18 protein-coding genes and 1 tRNA gene are annotated in these 19,723 nt (G+C 68.3%); 8 read left to right on the top strand and 11 right to left on the bottom strand.

The features are described 5' to 3' along the window. Positions 1 to 60 precede the first annotated feature (60 nt). Positions 61 to 657, bottom strand: a complete 597-nt coding sequence (pth, locus tag ACIHAO_RS14830) for an aminoacyl-tRNA hydrolase (RefSeq protein WP_396557999.1) — start codon at positions 655 to 657, stop codon at positions 61 to 63. Between the two features lie 10 nt (positions 658 to 667). After that, entirely contained in the window at positions 668 to 1,279 is a 612-nt protein-coding gene (locus ACIHAO_RS14835) for a 50S ribosomal protein L25/general stress protein Ctc (RefSeq protein ID WP_396558001.1), read from the bottom strand. 341 nt (positions 1,280 to 1,620) lie between these two features. Between ACIHAO_RS14835 and ACIHAO_RS14840 the strand changes: the two genes are divergently transcribed. Next, positions 1,621 to 2,742 carry a hypothetical protein gene (locus tag ACIHAO_RS14840; RefSeq protein ID WP_396558003.1) on the top strand — a complete coding sequence of 374 codons (1,122 nt, stop codon included), beginning with the start codon at positions 1,621 to 1,623 and terminating at the stop codon, positions 2,740 to 2,742. 97 nt (positions 2,743 to 2,839) lie between these two features. After that, entirely contained in the window at positions 2,840 to 3,457 is a 618-nt protein-coding gene (locus ACIHAO_RS14845; RefSeq protein WP_125791776.1) for an NAD(P)-dependent oxidoreductase, read from the top strand. Here ACIHAO_RS14845 and ACIHAO_RS14850 read toward each other — a convergent pair. From ACIHAO_RS14850 to ACIHAO_RS14870, 5 genes are all read right to left on the bottom strand, one after another. Beyond that, positions 3,451 to 4,326: a TIGR03621 family F420-dependent LLM class oxidoreductase gene (locus ACIHAO_RS14850; protein ID WP_396558005.1), complete on the bottom strand. Its 876-nt coding sequence runs from the start codon at positions 4,324 to 4,326 to the stop codon at positions 3,451 to 3,453. The two genes, ACIHAO_RS14845 and ACIHAO_RS14850, sit on opposite strands and share 7 nt — an antisense overlap. Positions 4,327 to 4,455: 129 nt before the next feature. Next, positions 4,456 to 5,436, bottom strand: coding sequence for a ribose-phosphate diphosphokinase (locus ACIHAO_RS14855; protein ID WP_396558007.1), 981 nt, complete (start codon positions 5,434 to 5,436; stop codon positions 4,456 to 4,458). Continuing rightward, on the bottom strand, positions 5,433 to 6,920 hold the full coding sequence (gene glmU, locus ACIHAO_RS14860; RefSeq protein WP_396558009.1) for a bifunctional UDP-N-acetylglucosamine diphosphorylase/glucosamine-1-phosphate N-acetyltransferase GlmU: 1,488 nt from the start codon (positions 6,918 to 6,920) through the stop codon (positions 5,433 to 5,435). Before glmU ends, ACIHAO_RS14855 begins: the two co-directional genes overlap by 4 nt. 44 nt (positions 6,921 to 6,964) lie before the next feature. Continuing rightward, positions 6,965 to 8,713 carry a diguanylate cyclase gene (locus ACIHAO_RS14865; RefSeq protein WP_125782517.1) on the bottom strand — a complete coding sequence of 583 codons (1,749 nt, stop codon included), beginning with the start codon at positions 8,711 to 8,713 and terminating at the stop codon, positions 6,965 to 6,967. Between the two features lie 43 nt (positions 8,714 to 8,756). Then, positions 8,757 to 8,828: transfer RNA gene (locus ACIHAO_RS14870), tRNA-Gln, on the bottom strand. Positions 8,829 to 9,001: 173 nt separating this feature from the next. Between ACIHAO_RS14870 and ACIHAO_RS14875 the strand changes: the two genes are divergently transcribed. From ACIHAO_RS14875 to ACIHAO_RS14885, 3 genes are all read left to right on the top strand, one after another. Next, entirely contained in the window at positions 9,002 to 9,952 is a 951-nt protein-coding gene (locus ACIHAO_RS14875) for an acyl-CoA desaturase (RefSeq protein WP_125674120.1), read from the top strand. A 98-nt stretch (positions 9,953 to 10,050) separates the two neighbouring features. Next, positions 10,051 to 10,644 carry a TetR family transcriptional regulator gene (locus ACIHAO_RS14880; protein ID WP_396558261.1) on the top strand — a complete coding sequence of 198 codons (594 nt, stop codon included), beginning with the start codon at positions 10,051 to 10,053 and terminating at the stop codon, positions 10,642 to 10,644. A gap of 82 nt (positions 10,645 to 10,726) precedes the next feature. Then, a complete protein-coding gene (locus tag ACIHAO_RS14885; protein ID WP_396558012.1) occupies positions 10,727 to 11,362 on the top strand; it encodes a hypothetical protein in 636 nt (211 codons plus the stop codon). Between the two features lie 6 nt (positions 11,363 to 11,368). On the opposite strand, the gene ACIHAO_RS14890 is transcribed toward ACIHAO_RS14885, so the two are convergent. Further along, the gene (locus ACIHAO_RS14890) at positions 11,369 to 11,761 is read right to left on the bottom strand and encodes an NUDIX domain-containing protein (protein WP_396558014.1); all 393 of its coding nucleotides are present in this window, start codon (positions 11,759 to 11,761) and stop codon (positions 11,369 to 11,371) included. 3 nt (positions 11,762 to 11,764) lie between these two features. Further along, positions 11,765 to 12,286: an isochorismatase family protein gene (locus ACIHAO_RS14895; protein ID WP_396558016.1), complete on the bottom strand. Its 522-nt coding sequence runs from the start codon at positions 12,284 to 12,286 to the stop codon at positions 11,765 to 11,767. Between the two features lie 32 nt (positions 12,287 to 12,318). Here ACIHAO_RS14895 and ACIHAO_RS14900 point away from each other — a divergent pair, with 32 nt between their 5' ends. After that, positions 12,319 to 13,044, top strand: a complete 726-nt coding sequence (locus tag ACIHAO_RS14900) for an SDR family NAD(P)-dependent oxidoreductase (RefSeq protein ID WP_396558018.1) — start codon at positions 12,319 to 12,321, stop codon at positions 13,042 to 13,044. Here ACIHAO_RS14900 and ACIHAO_RS14905 read toward each other — a convergent pair. Together ACIHAO_RS14905 and ACIHAO_RS14910 are read right to left on the bottom strand one after the other, a co-directional pair. After that, positions 13,041 to 14,225: a PQQ-dependent sugar dehydrogenase gene (locus tag ACIHAO_RS14905; protein ID WP_396558020.1), complete on the bottom strand. Its 1,185-nt coding sequence runs from the start codon at positions 14,223 to 14,225 to the stop codon at positions 13,041 to 13,043. The genes ACIHAO_RS14900 and ACIHAO_RS14905 overlap by 4 nt on opposite strands. Before the next feature lie 47 nt (positions 14,226 to 14,272). After that, positions 14,273 to 15,037, bottom strand: a complete 765-nt coding sequence (locus tag ACIHAO_RS14910; protein ID WP_396558022.1) for a helix-turn-helix domain-containing protein — start codon at positions 15,035 to 15,037, stop codon at positions 14,273 to 14,275. An 86-nt stretch (positions 15,038 to 15,123) separates the two neighbouring features. Between ACIHAO_RS14910 and ACIHAO_RS14915 the strand changes: the two genes are divergently transcribed. Together ACIHAO_RS14915 and mfd are read left to right on the top strand one after the other, a co-directional pair. Beyond that, a complete protein-coding gene (locus ACIHAO_RS14915) occupies positions 15,124 to 16,038 on the top strand; it encodes an LLM class flavin-dependent oxidoreductase (RefSeq protein ID WP_396558024.1) in 915 nt (304 codons plus the stop codon). A gap of 56 nt (positions 16,039 to 16,094) precedes the next feature. Then, on the top strand, positions 16,095 to 19,649 hold the full coding sequence (mfd, locus tag ACIHAO_RS14920; RefSeq protein ID WP_396558262.1) for a transcription-repair coupling factor: 3,555 nt from the start codon (positions 16,095 to 16,097) through the stop codon (positions 19,647 to 19,649). The last annotated feature ends 74 nt before the right edge of the window (positions 19,650 to 19,723 follow it).

The following is a 19,723-nucleotide window of genomic DNA, read 5'->3' on the forward strand; positions in this document are numbered from 1 at the left end:
CAGGGGCGTGGTGAAACGCCTTCGAGTGACGAGTTGTAACACACCGCCATGTGAGCGGTTTCACCCAGCGTGGAAGGTGTTCTGGGCCGCGGCGAGGCCGGTGCTGATAAGCGCTTCAACGGCGTCGGCGCAACGATCGATCTCGAAAGCGAGCTCTTTGCGCTCGACTGTCGAGAAGTCTTTCAGCACGAAATCCGCCGGATCCTGCCGTCCCGGAGGGCGGCCGACGCCGAAACGGACACGGTAGTAGTCCTTCGTGCCGAGAGATTTGGTGATCGAGCGGAGACCGTTGTGACCGTTGTCGCCGCCGCCCAGTTTCATCTTGAGCGCGCCGAAGTCGACGTCCAGCTCGTCGTGAACGACCACGACACCAGCCGGGGGGATCTTGTAGAAACGGGCCACGCCCACGACAGGGCCGCCCGAGAGGTTCATGTACGAGCGCGGCTTGGCCAGGACCACTCGCTGCCCGGCGAGCCTGCCTTCGAGTACTTCGGCGCCGCTCTTGTGGGCCTTGAACTTGCCGCCGACGCGATGGGCGAGCTCATCGAGCACCATGAAGCCGACGTTGTGCCTGTTGCCCGCGTATTGGGGGCCGGGATTGCCAAGGCCGGCGAGCAGGATCTGCTCGCCGGCCCCGGGAAGTACTGCTTCGGTCACACCAGTGACTTTATTCGGCGTCCTCGGCGGGGGTCTCGGCCGCCTCGCCGGTGCCCTCGTCGCCCTCGAGCGCGGACTCGGACGGCGACTCGTTCACGGCGACGACCAGTGCATCGGGGTCGGTGACCAGCGAGGCGCCCTTCGGCAGGACGACGTCCGAGGCGTTGATCTGGGTGCCGGCGACGACGCCCTCGACCGAGACCTCGACCTGCTCGGGGATGTGCAGCGCCTCGACCTCGATCTGGATGGCGTCGAGGTCGGTGGTGACCAGGGTGCCGGGGCCGGGGGTGCCGGTGACGACGACGGGGATGTCGACGGTGACCTTCTCGCCGCGGATGACGACCAGCAGGTCGACGTGCTCGATGTAGTTCTTCAGCGGGTGGACGACGATGGTCTTCGTCAGCGCCAGCTCGCTCTTGCCCTCGAGGTCGAGGGTGATGACGGCGTTGCTGCCGTTCTCACGCACGACGCGGGCGAACTCGAGGGCGGGCAGGGCGTAGTGGCGCGGTTCCGAGCCGTGCCCGTACAGCACCGCGGGGATCTTGCCGGCGCGACGCGTGCGGCGCGCGGCACCCTTGCCGAATTCGGTGCGGGGCTCGACGGACAGGCGTACCTCGGACACGGTGTAGCACTCCTTCAATTCACCAACATGTTCAGCGAAATCATGCTGAGGTGGGGATGGTTCGGGGCGGTTCTGGTGTTCGGCGGCGAATTCCACAGGCGTGCTCGACCGCGTGTGGCCACTCAAGCCGCCGCGTCGATCACGTCGGGCACCAGGTGCTCACGGAACCCGCCTCGCCGAGACCGGGAAAGTGTAGACCAACCGGTCGTGCAGGGGTCCCGCCGGGTGGCTCGTTCAGGTGACAACTCGGTGACAGCTGCTTCGGGAACCCGCGGATGCGGTGGTGCGTGACCCCTTTTCTAAGGTGTGATCTCCTCGCACTTGAGAACAAAGGGGGCGGTATGCCGGCACGACGGTCGAGGATCGGCGCGATCGTCGCCCTGTGCTGCCTCTTGGCGGGTTGCGATGTCGCGATCGACGGCGCGGCGGGGATCTCGCCGGCCGAGCAACAGCGGGTGGACCGGCGTGCCGAGCAGCGCGGCGCAGTCGAGAGCGCGCTGAAGGCACTCGAACAGGCACCGGCCGTTGTCTACAAGTCGACAATCAAGGATGCTTCGGGTCAGCCTGCCGAACTGCAGTTCCGGATCACTCGTAACGGAAGCGCGCACGGTGCGCTTCCGGTCGACGGCAAGGCCATCCAGGTCATCTCGGCGGACAAACAGCTGTACGTCTCGGCGACCCCGGAGTACTGGAAGGCGCACGGGCTCGGCAACAGCGACCTGTACGGCACCGGCTGGGTGCGCACGGACAGCTCGGACCTGCCGGTGAACGCTGTCGAGGTGCTCAACCCCCGCAAGGCCGCGTCGACACTGCGGACCGCGGTGGCCGGGTTGGACCCGCTGACCGATCCGGTCCGGTCGAAGTTGCCGGACGGGACCGAGGTCTACGACGTCGGGAGCGGGCTCGGGGCACTGAGGGTGACCGCCGCGGCGCCGCACCGCGTCGTCAGTTTCGCGCCTTCCCTCGTCGCGGCGGCGGGCGGCAAGACACTCGGTGCCGAGATGCGGGTCGAGCCGCTCGCGGGGGACGCGCTCAAGAAACTCCAGACCGATCTGGACGCCGCGGTCGGCGGGATCGGGCAGCCGTTCGACGCGCTCACCCAGGTCAACGTCAGCGTCGTCAACGACAAGCTGGACTGCACGGACTTCGTCGGAAGCTGCCGGGCGACCATCGACGTCGCCAACACCGTCATCGGCGGCGTGAGCGGGACTCCCGTGCACCTGACGCTGACCGTCGACTTCACCGCGCAGTCCCTCGGCGCGCAGTCCTGCACGGCGGCCGCCGACGCGGCACCGGACACCACGACGAGCATGACCTGCGAGGTCAAGTTCAAGCTGCCGAATCGGAACGCCAGCTACCAGGTCCAGGCCAAGCCGTCGGCGCGCGGCGAAGTCCGGGTCCCGGTCGACGTCAACGGCGTTCGCGAAAAGCTCAAGTCCGAGTTCGCCACGCTGGGTGGCTGACCTGCACACTCACCTCGGGGTGCGTTGCATACGTTGAAGTAGCCGAACTCGCGTTCTTAACATCGGCGTGGTCGCCGATGAAAAGGGAGAAACGCGAATGGCGAAGTTGGTTGTTTTCGGAGGAACCGGATACGCGGGCGGGAAGATCGCGGAGGAGGCTCGTAGCCGCGGTCACGAGGTCCTGGCGGTGTCGAGGAACGCCGAAGGTGAGGGGACCCGGGCCGGGTCGCTGTACGACGAGGCCTTCCTCGCCGATGTCGCCAAGGGCGCCGACGTCCTGGTCATCGCGGTGCACGGGCAGAGCGGCCTGCTCGACGCGGTGCCCTCGATCGCCCAGGTCGCGAAGGACAACGGCGCGCGGATCGGCGTCGTCGGCGGGGCGGGCAGCCTGCACGTGGCCGAGGGCGGGCCGCGGCTGATCGACACCCCCGAGTTCCCGGACGAGTACAAGGGTGAAGCCGGGGCGCACGCCGAGGTGCTGGAAGCGTTCCGGAAGCTTCCCGAGGATGTCGACTGGTTCTACGTCAGCCCGGCCGCGGAGTTCGGCGCGTGGGCCGAGGGCGAGCGGACCGGTGAGTTCCGGCTCGGCGGCGACGTGCTCCTCACCGACGAGAACGGCGGTTCGAAGATCGGCGGTGCCGACTACGCGATCGCGTTCGTCGACGAGATCGACAAGCCGGAACACCGCCGTCAGCGTTTCTGCGTCGCTTACTGACCGGACAGTTCCTTCACGACCGGCGCGAACGTTTCCAGCATCGGCTCGAACACCGTGATGTAGGAGAATCCGTACCGCTCGCGACGCTCCTGGAGTTGCCGGACGATTTCGGCGACGGTGCCGAAAAGCAGCTGAGGTGTTTCGAGGAGAGTGTCGACGTCGAGGCCGTCCTGGTCTTTGACCTCTTCACGCCAGGCCTTGGCGGCCGCGCGCCGGTCGTCCGTGATCACGACCCGCTGGACGAGCATGTTCAGTTCGGGAGTCCGGCCGTTCGTGTGCGAGCGGAAGAAGGCGACACGTTCGTCCATGCGATCGGCGTCGTCGAGGCGGAAGGTGCCCGGCGGCTTTCCCGGCGCTTGACGAAGGCCCGCGAAGCCGGCGATGTCGGCTTCGCGGGCGGCGAGGGAGAGCACGCCGTCGCTGTTGCCCGCGAGGAGTAGCGGCGGGGGTGTGACCCCTTCGCCGGCGAAGTGTTCGCGCAGGTGATCCAGGCTCTCGGCGAGGTGCTCGATCCGTTCCTTGGCCGGGATCCACGGCAGGCCGGCACTGTCGAATTCCGATTTCATGTGGCCGGAGCCGAGGCCGAGATCCAACCGGCCGCCTGTCATCTTCACCGTCGTGACGGCGTCGCGTGCGAAGAGCGCGGCGTTGTAGAAGGCCATGTTGGTGACGAGAGTGCCGACGCGTGGCCGTCGGGTCACGGCGGCGGCCATGGTCAGCGCCGGGAAAGGCGCGTTCCGTCCCGGCCCGAGATGATCGGGCACGGAGATGACATCGAGTCCGAGGGCCTCGGCGCGACGGCACTTCGCGACCCAGTCTTCGCGGTTCTCGGCGCCCCACAGGTTCACGCCGAACTTGAATTTCCCCATGAACGGCAACCTAGTCACGCCGGGTGTCCGGGCGCGCGCCGTTTCGCGAGGAGCCGAAAACGAAGCAAGGGACCTTTGCTGTCACTCTCCGGGAGAGAGCGATAGCAAAGGTCCCTTGCTGCGATGGGGTCAGGCGTTGCCGTCGAAGAGGGACGTGACCGACCCGTCCTCGAAGACCTGCTGGATGGCCTGCGCCAGCAGCGGCGCGATGGACAGCACGGTCAGGCCCGGGAACCGCTTCTCCTCCGGGATCGGCAGCGTGTTGGTGACGATCACCTCGCGCGCCTTGCAGTTCGACAGCCGCTCGGTGGCGGGGTCGGACAGGATGCCGTGGGTCGAGGCGATGACGACGTCGGCCGCGCCTTCGTCGAGCAGGGCCTCGGTGGCCTTCACGATCGTGCCGCCGGTGTCGATCATGTCGTCGATCAGCACGCACAGCTGGCCGCGGACCTTGCCGACGACGCGGTTGGCGACGGCCTGGTTCGGCTTGTCGGGGTCGCGGGTCTTGTGGATGAAGGCGATCGGCCGGTCACCCAGCTGGGCGGCCCACTTCTCGGCGAGCCGCACCCGGCCCGAGTCCGGCGAGACGACGGTGATGTTCTCGTTCTGGTAGGTCTTGTTGATGTGCGCGGCCAGCACGTTCTGCGCGAGCAGGTGGTCGACGGGGCCGTCGAAGAAACCCTGGATCTGCGCGGTGTGCAGGTCGACCGTCATGATCCGGTCGGCGCCCGCGGTCTTGAACAGGTCCGCGATCAGGCGCGCGGAGATCGGCTCGCGGCCCTTGTGCTTCTTGTCCTGCCGCGCGTACGGGTAGAACGGCATGATCACGGTGATCCGCTTGGCGCTCGCGCGCTTGAGGGCGTCCACCATGATCAGCTGCTCCATCACCCACTCGTTGATGGGCGCCGGGTGGCTCTGGATCACGAACGCGTCGGTCCCGCGCACCGATTCGTTGAACCGGACGAAGATCTCCCCGTTGGCGAAGTTGTGCGCGGTCTGCGGAACGACCGACACGTTGAGGTGCTTGGCGACCTCCTCCGCGAGTCCCGGGTGTGCGCGCCCGGAGAAGAGCATCAGGTTCTTCTTCGGTGTACCGGACTTCGAGCTCATGCTGGCGACTCCCCGTCGTTTCCCTTATTCGAATCGGACACGGCGGTGGTGTCCTGCTTCGCGGCGGAAGCTGCTTCCGCCGCGGGTGTGCCCGGCCTGCGCCGGGTCACCCAGTCTTCGATGTTGCGCTGCGGCCCGGTGGACACGGCGAGTGCGCCCGGGGGCACGTCTTGCCTGATCACGCTGCCTGCCCCACTGTAGGCGCCGTCGCCGATGGTCACCGGGGCGACGAACGTGTTGTCCGCGCCGAGCCGCACATGGGAGCCGATCGTGGTGTGGTGCTTGTTCACGCCGTCGTAGTTGACGAAGACGCTGGAACACCCGATGTTGCTGTTCTCGCCGATGGTCGCGTCGCCGACGTAGGTCAGGTGCGGAACCTTCGTCCCGGCGCCGATGTCGGCGTTCTTCGTTTCGACGAACGCGCCGAGTTTGCCCTTGGTCCCCAGTTTGGATCCGGGACGCAGGTAGGTGAACGGGCCGACCTTCACGCCGTCGCCCAATTCCGAATCGGAACCGTGCGTCCGCACCACCGACGCCCCCGCGCCGACGGACACGTTCTCCAAGGTGCTGTCCGGGCCGATCTGCGCGCCCTCGCCGATCGACGTCGAGCCCTTCAGCTGCACGCCGGGCTCGATGACGACGTCGCGCGACAGGGTCACGCCCGCGTCGATCCAGGTGCTCGCCGGGTCGACGACGGTGACGCCCGCCCGCTGCCAGCCGCGGACGATCCGGCGGTTCAGTTCGGCGCCGAGGACGGAGAGCTGCACGCGGTCGTTGACGCCTTCGGTCACCCACGGGTCGTCGATGACCAGCGCGCCGACGCCCTTGCCGTCGCCGCGGGCGATGCCGAGGACGTCGGTGAGGTAGAGCTCGCCCTGCGCGTTGTCCGTCGAAAGCCTCGAAAGCCCGTCGACCAGGATCGAGGCGTCGAAGGCGTAGACGCCGGAATTGATTTCGGCGATTTCGTGCTGTTCGGGGGTGGCGTCCTTCTGCTCGACGATCGAGGTGACGACGCCGTTCTCGTCGCGGACGATCCGGCCGTAGCCGGTCGGGTTTTCGACGACCGCGGTCAGCACGGTGACCGCGTTTCCGGTGGAGTTGTGCTCGGCGACCAGGGAAGACAGCGTTTCGGTGTCGAGCAGCGGGACGTCGCCGTAGCTGACGACGACGGTGCCGGTCAGCCCGGCGGGCAGTGCGGAGAGCGCGCACGAGACGGCGTGCCCGGTGCCCTTCTGTTCCTCCTGGACGGCCGTGACGACCTCGCGGCCGAGGGCCTCGCCGACCTCCGCCAGCCGCGCGCCGACCGAGTCGCGACCGTGGCCGATGACCACGACCAGATGGTCCGGGCTCAGTCCCGCGGCGGCCCGGACCGCGTGCTCGACCAGGGGACGGCCGGCGATCGGGTGCAGCACCTTCGGGGTGGACGAGCGCATGCGGGTGCCCTCACCCGCGGCGAGGATCAACGTGCTCAGCGGGCCGGTCACGGCACTCCCAACATTTCACCAACGGTGGTTGTCGGGCATTGATCCTACGTGGGCTGCTCGGCGTCCCACGCGGGGTCGGTCGGAGCATCCTCACCAGGCCATCCGGTCGCCGGATCGATGGCCATCGAGTTCACCGACGAAACCTGGTTCCCGCCGCCGCGTTTCGCCTGGTACATGGCCGCGTCGGCACGTGCGAGGACCTGTTCGGCCCGCTCCTGCGGCCGAAGGGAGACGAGCCCGACGGAGAGGGTGACCCCGTGCGAAAGGTGGTGCGGCAGAGATGCGACGGCATTCACAGAACGACCGAGCGCCTGCTTCGCCGCCGACGCCGGAGCCCCAGGTAGAAGCACGATGAACTCGTCGCCGCCGTAGCGGGCGACGACGTCGTCGCCGCGCAGGGCGTCGCGCAGCGTGCTCGCGATGACACGGAGCACGTTGTCGCCCTCGGCGTGCGACTGCTTGTCGTTGACGTCCTTGAAGCCGTCAAGGTCGACCAGTGCGACCGCGAGCGGCTGCGCGTCGGCGGAGGACGCCAGCGAACGCAGCTTTTCGTCGAGCGCGCGGCGGTTCGGGAGCCCGGTGAGCGGGTCCTGCAACGCCTGCTGGGTGATCGCCCCGTGCTCGGCGGACAGGCGTTCGTGCTCCCGGCGCGCGTTGAGCGTCGCGATCTGCGATTCCCGCAGCGACCACATCTCCGTTTCGAGGATGGTCGCGTAGTCGATCAGCGACTGGCTCGCCCCGGACGCGTAGTCCGGGGTGGTGTCGAGCCTGGCCAGTTCGCGGGCGAGGTTCAACCGCATCGACGGCAGCGAGCCGTCCTCGTTGTCCTCGCGAACGTCCTTGAGTACCTGCAGCGCGTCTTCGCGGCGGCCTTCGTTGTCCAGGCAGCGGGCCAGCGCGATGGCGATGATCTCGCGTTCGTGCGGGAACACCAGTTCCGGATGCAGCAGCGAGTTCAGCCGGTCGATATGGGATGAATCGGGCGACGCCAGCGCGGCGGCCGCGGCGAGTACGCCGACCTGGTCGATCGCGGGCACCCCGGCCTTGCGCGGGAACAGCGACTCGGTGAACGGGCCTTCGGCCGCCTGCGCCATCGACGCCGCGGTGCGGAACTTGTCCGCTCCCTCGTCGTAGCGCTCGATACGTTCGAGCCGCAGGCCCCAGCCCAGCAGCATCTTGACCCGGTTGATCAGCTGGAGCGCGATTTCGTGCGGGCTCGCGCTGTCGCGGATCGCCTGCGCGGCGCGGGCGATGGCCTCTTCCGCGGCCTCGTAGACGCCCAGCTGGTTCAGCACCAGCCAGCAGTCGACCAGGGTCGTGGAGAGCATCCGGTCCCAGTTGCGCCTGCCGACCTGTCGGTCGGGAACGGCGGAGTCGTCGAGGATGGCCAGCGCCCTGGCGATCTCGGTGAGGGCGGCGTCCTCCTGTTTGGCGATCACCAGACGGCGGCCGCGCATGGCGTGCGCGTCGGCCCGCATCAGCGCGAGACCGTGCCGCCTGGTGTGCGCGAGCATCTCGTCGAGCCTGGGTTCGGCTTCGGCGGCCAGACCGCGGGTGACCAGCCTCGCCATCGCCGAGTAGCGCAGCAGCTGGGCGACCAGCAAGGGTTCGCCGCGGCGCTGCGTCTCGTCGAGGAGTTCGTCGAGACTGGTGACGATGTCCAGCTGTTCGGCGAAGCTGACGCGCTGGATGGCCGCACCGAGTTCGCGCGCGCGACCATGAAGCCAGGCGTCGGACATCTCCGCAAGCGCCGGCCGCCTGCTGCTGGTCGTCGCGTCCTCGGTCAGCCGCACACACCCCCACCGTTGAAAACGCCGCTGGTCATCTGTTCGTCTGCTCCGCCGCCAGGATTCGAACCTGAACTGTCAGAACCAAAATCTGAAGTGCTGCCGATTACACTACGGCGGATCGATCCTGGTCAGGATAGCCATGCCGGAGACGCCCGCGTGCGCCCGGGGGTTGCCTCACCTTCGCGGGCACTCCACAGGGGACGAAACCTCCTGTACCGTAACTTACGGCATCGTAGGTAAGGTCACCCTTAGGGAAACCTCGAGGGTTGCGCATAGAAAAGAAGTGACTGCATGACGGCTACCCTGGACCGTTCCCAGAAGCCCGCGAAGGGCCCCAAGCCGGTAATCGAAGGACATCGATCGAGCGGCGTGCAGCTCTCGGTCTACCTCGGGGTCATCTTCCCGCTCGCCGCGCTGCTCGCGGCCGTCCCGTTCGCCTGGGGCTGGGGACTGACCTGGGTCGACGTCGGCCTCTTCGTGGTCTTCTACGCGATCAGCGGACTCGGTATCACCGTTTCGTATCACCGCTACTTCACGCACGGCTCGTTCAAGGCCAAGCCGTGGCTGCGCGTCGCGATGGCGATCGCCGGCAGTATGGCCGTCCAGGGCCCCGTGATCACCTGGGTCGCCGACCACCGGCGCCACCACGCCTTCTCCGACCGCGACGGCGACCCGCATTCGCCGTGGCTGTTCGGGACGACACCGGTCGCCATCGCCAAGGGTTTCTGGCACGCGCACATGGGCTGGCTGTTCGACCGCGACCAGACCAACGCGGAGCGTTTCGCGCCGGACCTGGTGAAGGATCCGGCCATCAAGAAGGTCGACGACCTGTTCTGGCTGTGGAGCCTGCTCACCCTGGTGCTGCCCGCGATCCTCGGTGGACTGATCACCTGGTCGTTCTGGGGCGCGGTGACCGCGTTCTTCTGGGCCGGTCTGGTGCGCGTCTGCGTGCTGCACCACGTGACCTGGTCGGTGAACTCGGTCTGCCACATGATCGGTGAGCGCCCGTTCGCCGCCCGCGACAAATCGGCCAACTTCTGGCCGCTGGCGATCTTCTCCTTCGGCGAGTCGTGGCACAACCTGCACCACGCCGACCCGACCTCGGCACGGCACGGTGTCCAGCGCGGCCAAATCGACATTTCCGCCCGTCTCATTTGGATCTTCGAGAAGTTCGGCTGGGCCTATGACGTGCGCTGGCCGACCCCGCAGCGCCTCGCGCGCATCGCCACTGAAAGCAAATAGCGAGGTCGCGTTAGTCTTCTGCGATGGCGGGGAGAAGGCGGACCAAACGTGAAGCGGTCACCGGGGCGCGTCCTGTCGCCCCGGTGGCCCGGGTGCGGATGACGGGGACCGAGCGCAGGCAGCAGCTGCTCAACGTCGCCAGGGCCCTTTTCGCGGAGAAGGGTTTCGAAGGCACGTCCATCGAAGAGATCGCGCACCGCGCGAATGTCTCCAAACCGGTGGTGTACGAGCATTTCGGCGGCAAGGAAGGCATCTACGCCGTCGTCGTCGACCGCGAGACCCAGTCGCTGCTCGACCGGATGGTCTCCACGCTCCACGGCGGGCACCCGAGGGTGATGCTGGAGCAGGCGGCGATCGCGTTGCTCTCCTACGTCGAGGATTCCCACGACGGTTTCCGCATCCTGGTGCGGGATTCGCCGGTCGCGAGTTCGACGGGCACGTTCTCGACGGTGCTGAACGACATCGCCAGCCAGGTCGAGCACATCCTCGCGCAGCAGTTCGCCGCGCGGGGCTACGACGAGAAGCTGGCCGCGCTGTACGCGCAGGCGCTCGTCGGGATGGTCGCGTTGACCGGGCAATGGTGGCTCGACGCCCGGAAGCCGAAACGTGACGAGGTCGCCGCGCATCTGGTCAACCTCGCCTGGAACGGTCTGTCCAATTTGGAACACAAACCGAAGCTGCGGCTGTACTGAGACCTGCGTCGCGCGGCCGTAACGTTTTCCCGGCGATGAGCGCTACGTCCCCCGTAGAGATCATCTCACTGGGGGAAGCACCGTGGAAAACTATCCCGCGCCTGCCGTGGAACAGCCGGCTCCGAAGAAGAGAACCTGGCTCAAACCGGTGATCCGGTTGGGCATCTTCGGCGTCATCGCCTTGATCGCGTTCTTCGTGGCGAATCCGTTCACGGCGTCGAGCGCCGAGGTCGGCGCCTGTCTCAAGGGCGATGTCAGCAACGCGGACAGCGTCGAGAAATCCGAATGCGGAACGCCGGAAGCGAATTTCAAGGTCGTCGGCAAGCAGGACGGAAAGTCCGAAATCGGGCTCAAGCTCTCGGGTGGATCCGAATGCGACGACTATCCGACGACCGACGCGTACTTCTTCCAGGGGAAGAAGGGCAGCAGTGACGGCACCCTGCTGTGCCTCGAAGATCTGAAGAACCCGGGTGAGCGGGCGCCGGTCGTCGGTGACTGCCTCCCGGCCGACGTGGTCGAGGCGAAGAAGCTCACGAAGGTGGACTGCGCGAACGCCGCGTACAAGGTGCTCGCCATTGAGAAGAGCACGGCGATCCTCGTCGACGACAGCACCGTGTGCACCCAGGTGCCGTCGACCGACGAGAAGATCGCATGGCAGCGGTCCGGCGCCGGCGGGCTGCCGCAGTCTCGGGTGCTGTGCCTGGACAAGCTCAAGTAGCGGTCGTCAGCGCAGGAGGCCGGTCTCCCGCAGGTGGTCGAAGACGATCTTGCCCACCGCGGAGAGCCGGTCCCTGTCTTCGTAGCCCAGCCACGCGAGTTCCTCGATCTCGCTGCTTGCCACGAGAGTTCCGCTGAATTCGGCCGTGTAGCAGGTCGTCCGGACCACGAGGCCGGACGCGTGGCCATCGGCCTGCGCTTCGAAGACCCCGGCGGGCGCGATGCTCGCCGGATCGATCTCGACGGTCAGTTCCTCGCGGATCTCCCGGATCAGCGTCCCGGCGTCGCTTTCCCAGGGTTCGCGTTTGCCGCCGGGCAGGTAGAACACGGACTTGCCGCGCGAGCGGGCGGTCAGGACCCGGCCGTCGCGCAGGTGCAGCCAAGCGATCTTGTCGATCATGGTTCAGCCCAGCGCCGCGGCGGTCTCGGCGGTCGTGAGCACTTCGCCCAGCCTCGGGAACACCTTCGTGATCGCCGATTCGTGGGAGATCGCGGCGATGCCCGCCATCGCGTCCGAAACGGCGATGGTCTCGTAGGCGTGGTCGATCGCGGCACGCAGCGTCGATTCGACGCCGTACTCCGTGGCGATCCCGGCGAGCACCAGCGTCTTCACGCCGAGTCCGCGCAGGAGTTCGTCGAGTCCGGTGCGGTAGAACGCGCCGATCGTGTGCTTGGTGATCAGGTGCTCGCCTTCGCGGGGCGTCAGTTCGGAGACCAGTTCACTGCCGGGCGGCTGCTCGTCGACACCCGGCCGGTGCGCCCGCACGTGGACGATCGGTGAGCCGGCCGCGCTGAAGGCGTCTCGCAGCAGGACGGCGTTCGACACGACTTCGGTGCCTTCGATCGGGACAGTCTCGAGTGCGACGATCCGCGTCTGGAGGTCGATCAGGACGAGCGCGGTCGTCGCCGGGTCGATCTTCGTCATACGAGGAAGCCTAGTGTCCCTATGCTGCAGGTATGGGGAAGCACAGGGAAGTCGTGGTCACCGGCGGCGGAACGGGAATCGGCTACGCGGTCGCGGCGGCGTTCGCCGCACGAGGCGACCGGGTGACGATCACCGGCCGGCGCGAACAGGTCCTCACCGAAGCCGCCACGTTGCTCGGCGCGCACCCGGTCCCGTTCGACGCGGCCGACCCGGACGCGGTGGAGCGGGCACTGGCCGAACTGCCGCGGCACGTCGACGTCCTGGTCAACAACGCGGGCGGGAACACCGATTTCCGGAACGGATCGGCCGGAGACCTGAAGGCGTTCGCCGCGAACTGGCAGGCCAACCTCGACGCGAACGTGTTCAGTGCCGTACTGGTCACCCGTGCCTTGCGGGAACGGTTCGCCGACGGCGCGCGGATCGTCACCATCGGCTCCATCGCCGCCCACACCGGAGCCGGTTCCTACGGTGCCGCCAAGGCCGCGCTGGAAGCGTGGAACGTCGACGTGGCAAGGGAATTCGGACCGCGGGGGATCACCGCGAACATCGTCGCGCCGGGACTGGTCGGCGACACCGAGTTCTTCCAGGGCAAGCTCTCCGACGAGCGCCGGGCGTGGCTGATCGGCAACACGCTGACGAAACGCGCCGGCGAGCCCGCGGACGTCGCCGAAGTAGTCGCGTTCCTGGCGAGTCCGGAAGCGCGGCACGTCACCGGTCAGGTCGTCCACGTCAACGGCGGCGCGTACCTCGGGAGCTAGGCGCCAGGGGTGACGCGGAGCAGTTTGTCGTCCTCGCCTTCCGACGTTGTCACGTAGAGGGAACCGTCCGGCGCGCCGCGGACGGCGCGGAGCCTGCCGAACTTGTCGTCGAACTCCGGCGGCAGCGTCACTTCGGTGACCTTGCCGGTGTCGTCGAGGCGGAACAGCAGGAGCTTCTGCCCCTTCAACGCGGTCACGGCGAGCGAGCCTTCGAGCGGGCCCCACTGCGATCCGGTGAGGAATTCCGCACCGCAGATGGCTTCGGTGATTTCGCCGGTCGTCCACAAAGGACTGACGGCGTCCGGGAAGCGTTGCTTGTCGGTCATCGGCACGCTCTCGTCGTAGCTGGTCTCGGTGCCGCCCTTCGACGGGTCCCAGCCGTAATTCGCGCCCGCGCGTTCCAGGTTGACCTCGTCGTCGATGGTCGGCCCGTGCTCGGCGGTGAACACCTGACCGGTACCCGGCCGCACCGTGACGCCCTGGACGTTGCGGTGCCCGAAGGTGAACACACGCTGCTCGTTCGGGTTCGCCGACGAGATGAACGGGTTGTCCGGCAAGGCGTTCCCGGTCTTCGCGTCGATTCGCAGCACCTTGCCGCCGAGGCTCGTCCGGTCCTGCGGGTGCTGGGGGCGGGCCGTGTCGCCGGTGCCGACGAGCAGCGCGCCGTCCGCGCCGAACGCGGGACGGCAGCCCGAATGCCTGCCGCTGGAGTTCACCGGCAGCCCGGTCAGCAGGTCCTTGACCTTCGTGGCGCTCGCGCCGTCGTCGGAAAGCCGCCAGGTGACCAGCCGGATGTCGACGGCCTTGTCACCCTCCTTGTGGGTCTGGCAGGTGATGAATTCGCGCGAAGTCGCGAAGTCCTTGCTGATCACCATCCCCATCAGACCGCCTTCGCCGCGTACGTGGACATCGGAGAAGTCGGCGGCGACGTCGCGCTTCGTGCCGCCGTCGACCAGAGCCAGCTTCCCGGGGCGCTGGGTGACGAGGATCTTCCCGTCCGGCAGGAAGCCGACGTCCCAGCCGTGTTCGAGCCCGGCCGTCACCTGCTCGACCTTCAGTGTGGTCACGGCGGGTTTCGAGGTGACCGGCGGGGCGCTCTGCACCGGTTCGCTCGCCGCCCCGGAACAGGCTGTGACCAGCAAGGACAGGGACGCGAACGCGACGACGGCGGTTGTGCGCATGGCATCAGCATGCCAGTCTCGCCCATCGCCCGCGAGGAACGAACCGGTCATCCGGTGAGGATCGCGGCGGTTTCGGCGTCGGCGGGAAGGAACGTCTCCAGTTTCAATTCCGACACCGTGACGTCGGCGGCGGTCGCGAACGTCGTGATGGCGGTGATCAGGCGCAGTTCACCCGCCGAAGTGGACAGGCGCATCGGCACCGCGAACCCGAGGTGATCGGGCCCTGGCGGTCCCGGCTCCGGAACGTAACCTTCGAGTTCGGCCAGCAACGCGGTGAGCCGCTCGTCGGGCGCGTGCGCGATCTCCTGCGTCAGCCGCTCCAGGATGTGCCGCGCCCAGTCCGCGAGGTTCCGCACCCGCGGCGCCATCCCCTTCGGATGCTGCGCGAGCCGCAGGGTGTTGACCGGTTCCTCCAGCAGCTCCGGCGCCACGTCCTCGAAGAGCAGGCCGAGCGCGTCGTTGCGGGCGACGAGCACGCCGTACCGGTCGACCACGATGGCCGGATACGGCCGGTGCCCGTCGAGCAGCCGCCGCATGCCGTCGAGGACCGGCTTCAACCGGGGATCGTCCAGTTCCGTTTCGGGGAATCCGGGCGCGAAGCCGGCCGCGAGCAGCAGGCCGTTGCGTTCCCGGAGCGGGAGTTCGAGCGATTCGGCGACGCGCAGCACCAGGCCGCAGCCGGGGATCGACCGGCCACCCTCCAGGAAACTCACGTGCCGCTGGGTGGTTCCGGCCCGGAGCGCCAGTTCCAGCTGGGACAACCGCCGCCGCTCGCGCCAGCCCCGGAGCGCGGGGCCGAATCCGGAAACCATGGTCGTCATCTTGGCCGAGTCGCGCGCGGCGCCGCCATTCCCTCGAAGGAATTGAGACCATTCCCCGCCGCGTCGATGCTTCCGGCATGAAATTCGGTCTGGTCGTCCCCACCTATCGATCCATCCTCGACGCCGGGCGCACCGCGCCGGAAATGGTCGCCGTCGCGGTCGAGGCCGAACGCCTCGGTTTCGATTCGGTCTGGGTCGGCGACACCCTCGCGAAGGCACCCATCGATCCGTTGACGTTGCTCGGCGCGTTCGCCGCCAGAACGGAACGCGTCACCCTCGGCACCGCCGCGCTGCTCCCGGCGTTGCGGGATCCGGTCCTTTCCGCGAACGCGATCCTCTCGCTCGACCTGCTCAGCCGCGGCCGGGTCACGCTCGGCGTCGGCGCGGGGTTCGCGGGCCGCAGCGAACCCGAATTCGCTTTCACCCGCGTTCCGTGGGAACGCCGCCGCGCCCGGCTCGACGACATCGTCGCGTTGTGGCGGCACGTCTGGAGCGGGAAGAGCGGCCCGTTCCAAGGCGAGGTCCTGCACTACGACACGCTTCCGGAGTACCCGGAGCCGCATCGTCCCGGTGGCCCGCCGGTCTGGCTGGCCGCGTTCACGCCGGGCGCGCTGGACCGGGCGGGACGGCTCTACGACGGCTGGTTGCCGTATCCGCCCGACGTCGCGGACTACGCCGACGGCCTCGCGAAGATCCGCGAAACGGCCGTCCGCCCCGTGACGCCCGCGTTGTTCGCGACAGTGCTCATCGAGAACGACCCGATCAGGGCCCGCGAGCGGCTGGAGGACTACGCACAGCGGAATTACGGCGTCCCGCTGGACTTCGTCGAGAAGATCCAAGTGCAGATCGCCGGGAGCGCCGAGCAAGTCGCCGGCAGGTTGCGCGAATACCAGGACGCGGGCGCCGAACACATCCTGATCCGCGTCGCGACACAGGAACCGGCCGAGTTCGACGAGCAGCTCCCGAAGGTGGCCGGCGCACTGCCGAGGTAATCGCGCGGCGGACTGTCGGTGCCCCCACGTAGGCTGGGACGGTGACAAACGCTCCATTGTCCGGACTCCTTCATTCCATCCTTCCCGATCCGGCCCTTCGCGGGGTCGTGGAGCGGGCCGGTGCCCCGGTGCTCGAACTCCAGGGCGCGATCGCCACCCGCCAGCTGGTCGCGGGCGCCCTCGCCGCGGACGAGGGCGCCGGCCGCCCCGTGCTCGCGGTGACCGCCACCGGCCGCGAGGCCGACGAGCTGACCGCTTCACTGAAGTCGTTCCTCGGCGAAGGCGCCGTCGCCGACTTCCCGTCCTGGGAGACGCTGCCGCACGAGCGGCTGTCCCCGCGGGCGGACACCGTCGGGCGGCGGCTGGAGGTGCTCCATCGCCTGAAGACGGGGGCCGACGACCTGCGCGTCGTCGTCGCGACCGTCCGCAGCCTCATCCAGCCGATGGCGCCCGGGCTCGGCTCGCTCGCGCCCATCGATCTGGTGGTCGGCGAGGAGCAGAGTTTCGAAGGGCTGCTGGAGCAGCTGGTCGAGCTCGCCTACACGCGGGTGGACATGGTCGAGAAGCGCGGCGAGTTCGCCGTGCGCGGCGGCATCCTCGACCTGTTCGGGCCGACGGCGCAGCATCCGGTGCGCGTCGAGTTCTGGGGCGACGAGGTCAGCGAGATCCGCGCGTTCGCGGTGTCCGACCAGCGGTCGCTGCCGGGGGAGATCCGGCACGTCAGCGCGCCGCCGTGCCGTGAGCTGCTGCTCACCGAGCAGGTGCGCGCGAAGGCAGCCGAGCTGGCGACGACGTACGAAGCGGACGCCCAGCTCACCGAGATGCTCACCAAGCTTTCCGGCGGGGTCCCCGTCGAGGGCATGGAGGCGCTCATCCCGGTGCTGTGCGAGGGCGAGCTGGACCTGCTGACCGACGCGATGCCCCAGGGCACGCACGTGCTGCTGGCCGATCCGGAGAAGATCCGCGCCCGTGCGGCCGACCTGGTGCGCACCGGGCAGGAGTTCCTCGAAGCGTCCTGGACCACGGCCGCCGCGGGCGGGCAGGCGCCGATCGACCTCGGCGCGTCGGCGTACCAGGACCTCGCGGAGATCGCGAAGCACGCTCAGGAGACGAAGCGCCCTTGGTGGACGCTGACGCAGCTGGCCAGCGACGATCCCGACGTCTACCGCGTTTCGATCGAGGCCGCGCCGAACTATCGCGGCGAGGTCGAGCGGGCGACGACCGATCTGCGCGCGCATACGGCCGCGGGCGGGACGGCGGTCCTCGTCGTCGCCGGGCACGGCACCGCGGCCCGCGCCGTCGAGCAGCTTTCGGCCGGAGAGGTGCCCGCGTCGCTCGCGGAAGGCATCACCGGTCCGCTGACGCCCGGCGTCGTGACGGTGACGTGCGGCGGCCTGTCGGACGGCTTCGTCTCGCCGGAGCGGGCCCTCGTCGTGCTGTCCGAATCGGATCTGACCGGCCGCGGCTCCGGCGCCGGAACGTCCACAAAGGACTTCAGCACCAAGATGCCGTCGCGGCGCCGCAACGCCGTCGACCCGCTCGCCCTCAAAACGGGGGATTACGTCGTGCACGACCAGCACGGCATCGGGCGGTTCATCGAAATGGTGCAACGCACCGTCGCCGGCGCCACCCGCGAGTACCTGCTGCTGGAGTACGCCTCCTCCAAACGCGGGCATCCGGGGGACCGGCTGTTCGTGCCGACCGACCAGCTCGACGAGGTCTCCCGCTACGTCGGCGGCGAGCTGCCGACGCTGAACAAACTCGGCGGGTCCGACTGGAAGAACACCAAGGCCAAGGCGAAGAAGGCGGTCAAGGAGATCGCCGCCGAACTGGTGCAGCTCTACGCCGCGCGGCAATCCGCGCCAGGGCACGCGTTCGGGCAGGACACGCCGTGGCAGAACGAACTGGAGGACGCCTTCCCGTTCACCGAGACCAACGATCAGCTCGCCGCGATCGACGAGGTCAAGGCGGATATGGAAAGCGGCGTCCCGATGGACCGCGTCATCTGCGGCGACGTCGGCTACGGCAAGACCGAGATCGCGGTGCGCGCGGCGTTCAAGGCGGTGCAGGACGGCAAGCAGGTCGCCGTGCTCGTGCCCACCACGCTGCTCGCGCAGCAGCACCTGAACACCTTCACCGAACGGATGAGTTCGTTCCCGGTGAAGATCAGGGGGCTCTCGCGGTTCACGAACAAGACCGAATCCGACGCGGTTCTCGAACAGTTGTCCTCCGGCGACGTCGACATCGTGATCGGCACGCACCGCCTGCTGCAGACCGGGGTCCGGTACAAGGACCTCGGCCTGGTGATCGTCGACGAGGAACAGCGGTTCGGCGTCGAGCACAAGGAGCACATCAAGGCGCTGCGGACACACGTCGACGTGCTGACCATGTCGGCCACGCCGATCCCGCGGACGCTGGAGATGTCGCTCGCCGGGATCCGTGAGATGTCCACGATCCTGACCCCGCCCGAGGACAGGCACCCGATCCTGACCTACGTCGGCGCGTACGACGACAAACAGGTCGGCGCCGCGATCCGGCGCGAACTGCTGCGCGACGGCCAGGTCTTCTACGTGCACAACAGGGTTTCCTCGATCGAGAAGGCCGCGAAGCGCATTCGCGAGCTGGTGCCGGAGGCGCGTGTCGTCACCGCGCACGGGCAGATGAACGAGGACAAACTCGAGAAGATCATCCAGGGCTTCTGGGAGAACGAGTACGACGTGCTCGTCTGCACCACGATCGTCGAGACCGGGCTGGACATCTCGAACGCGAACACGCTTCTCGTGGAACGAGGCGACCTGCTCGGGCTCGCACAGCTGCACCAGTTGCGCGGCCGGGTCGGGCGCGGGCGAGAGCGCGGGTACGCGTACTTCCTGTACCCGCCGGAGGCGCCGCTCACCGAGACCGCGCACGACCGGTTGGCGACCATCGCGCAGAACACCGAACTGGGCGCGGGCATGGCCGTCGCGATGAAGGACCTCGAGATCCGCGGTGCGGGCAACATCCTCGGCGCCGAACAGTCCGGGCACATCGCGGGCGTCGGTTTCGATCTGTACGTGCGGCTCGTCGGCGAAGCGGTCGACGCGTTCCGCCGTCACGCGGGTGCGGACACGGCGGAGGAGGAAGAACTCGCCGACGTCCGGGTCGACCTCCCGGTGGACGCGCACATCCCGCACGACTACGTCCCCGGTGAGCGGCTGCGGCTGGAGGCGTACCGCAAGATCGCGGCCGCGCCCGACCAGGCGGGGCTCGACGCCGTCCGCGAGGAACTGATCGACCGCTACGGTCAGCCGCCCGCCCCCGTGCGGAGGCTGCTCGCCGTCGCCGCGTTCCGGCACACCTGCCGCGCGGCGGGCGTCACCGAGGTCGCCGTGCAGGGCACGTCGATCCGGTTCGCGCCGCTGTCGCTGGCGGATTCGCAGCTGGTGCGGCTGAAGCGCTTGTACCCCAAGGCTCTCTACAAGGCGGTGACGAACACGGTTTCCGTGCCGCGGCCGACCGAGGGCCCGGCGGGCGGCCGGATCGGCGCTCCGACACTGCGGGATGAGGAGCTGCTGGACTGGTGCGCGAAGCTGCTGACGAATCTGATGAAGTCACCGGCACCCGTCGCGTGACCGGCCCCGGGCGGGACTGGGGCCAGGGTGCGGGAAGGCGTCGGTACTCACGACTGGTTTCCCCGCCCGGAGCG

The organism is Amycolatopsis sp. NPDC052450 (genome assembly GCF_044547565.1).
Classification (GTDB): domain Bacteria; phylum Actinomycetota; class Actinomycetes; order Mycobacteriales; family Pseudonocardiaceae; genus Amycolatopsis.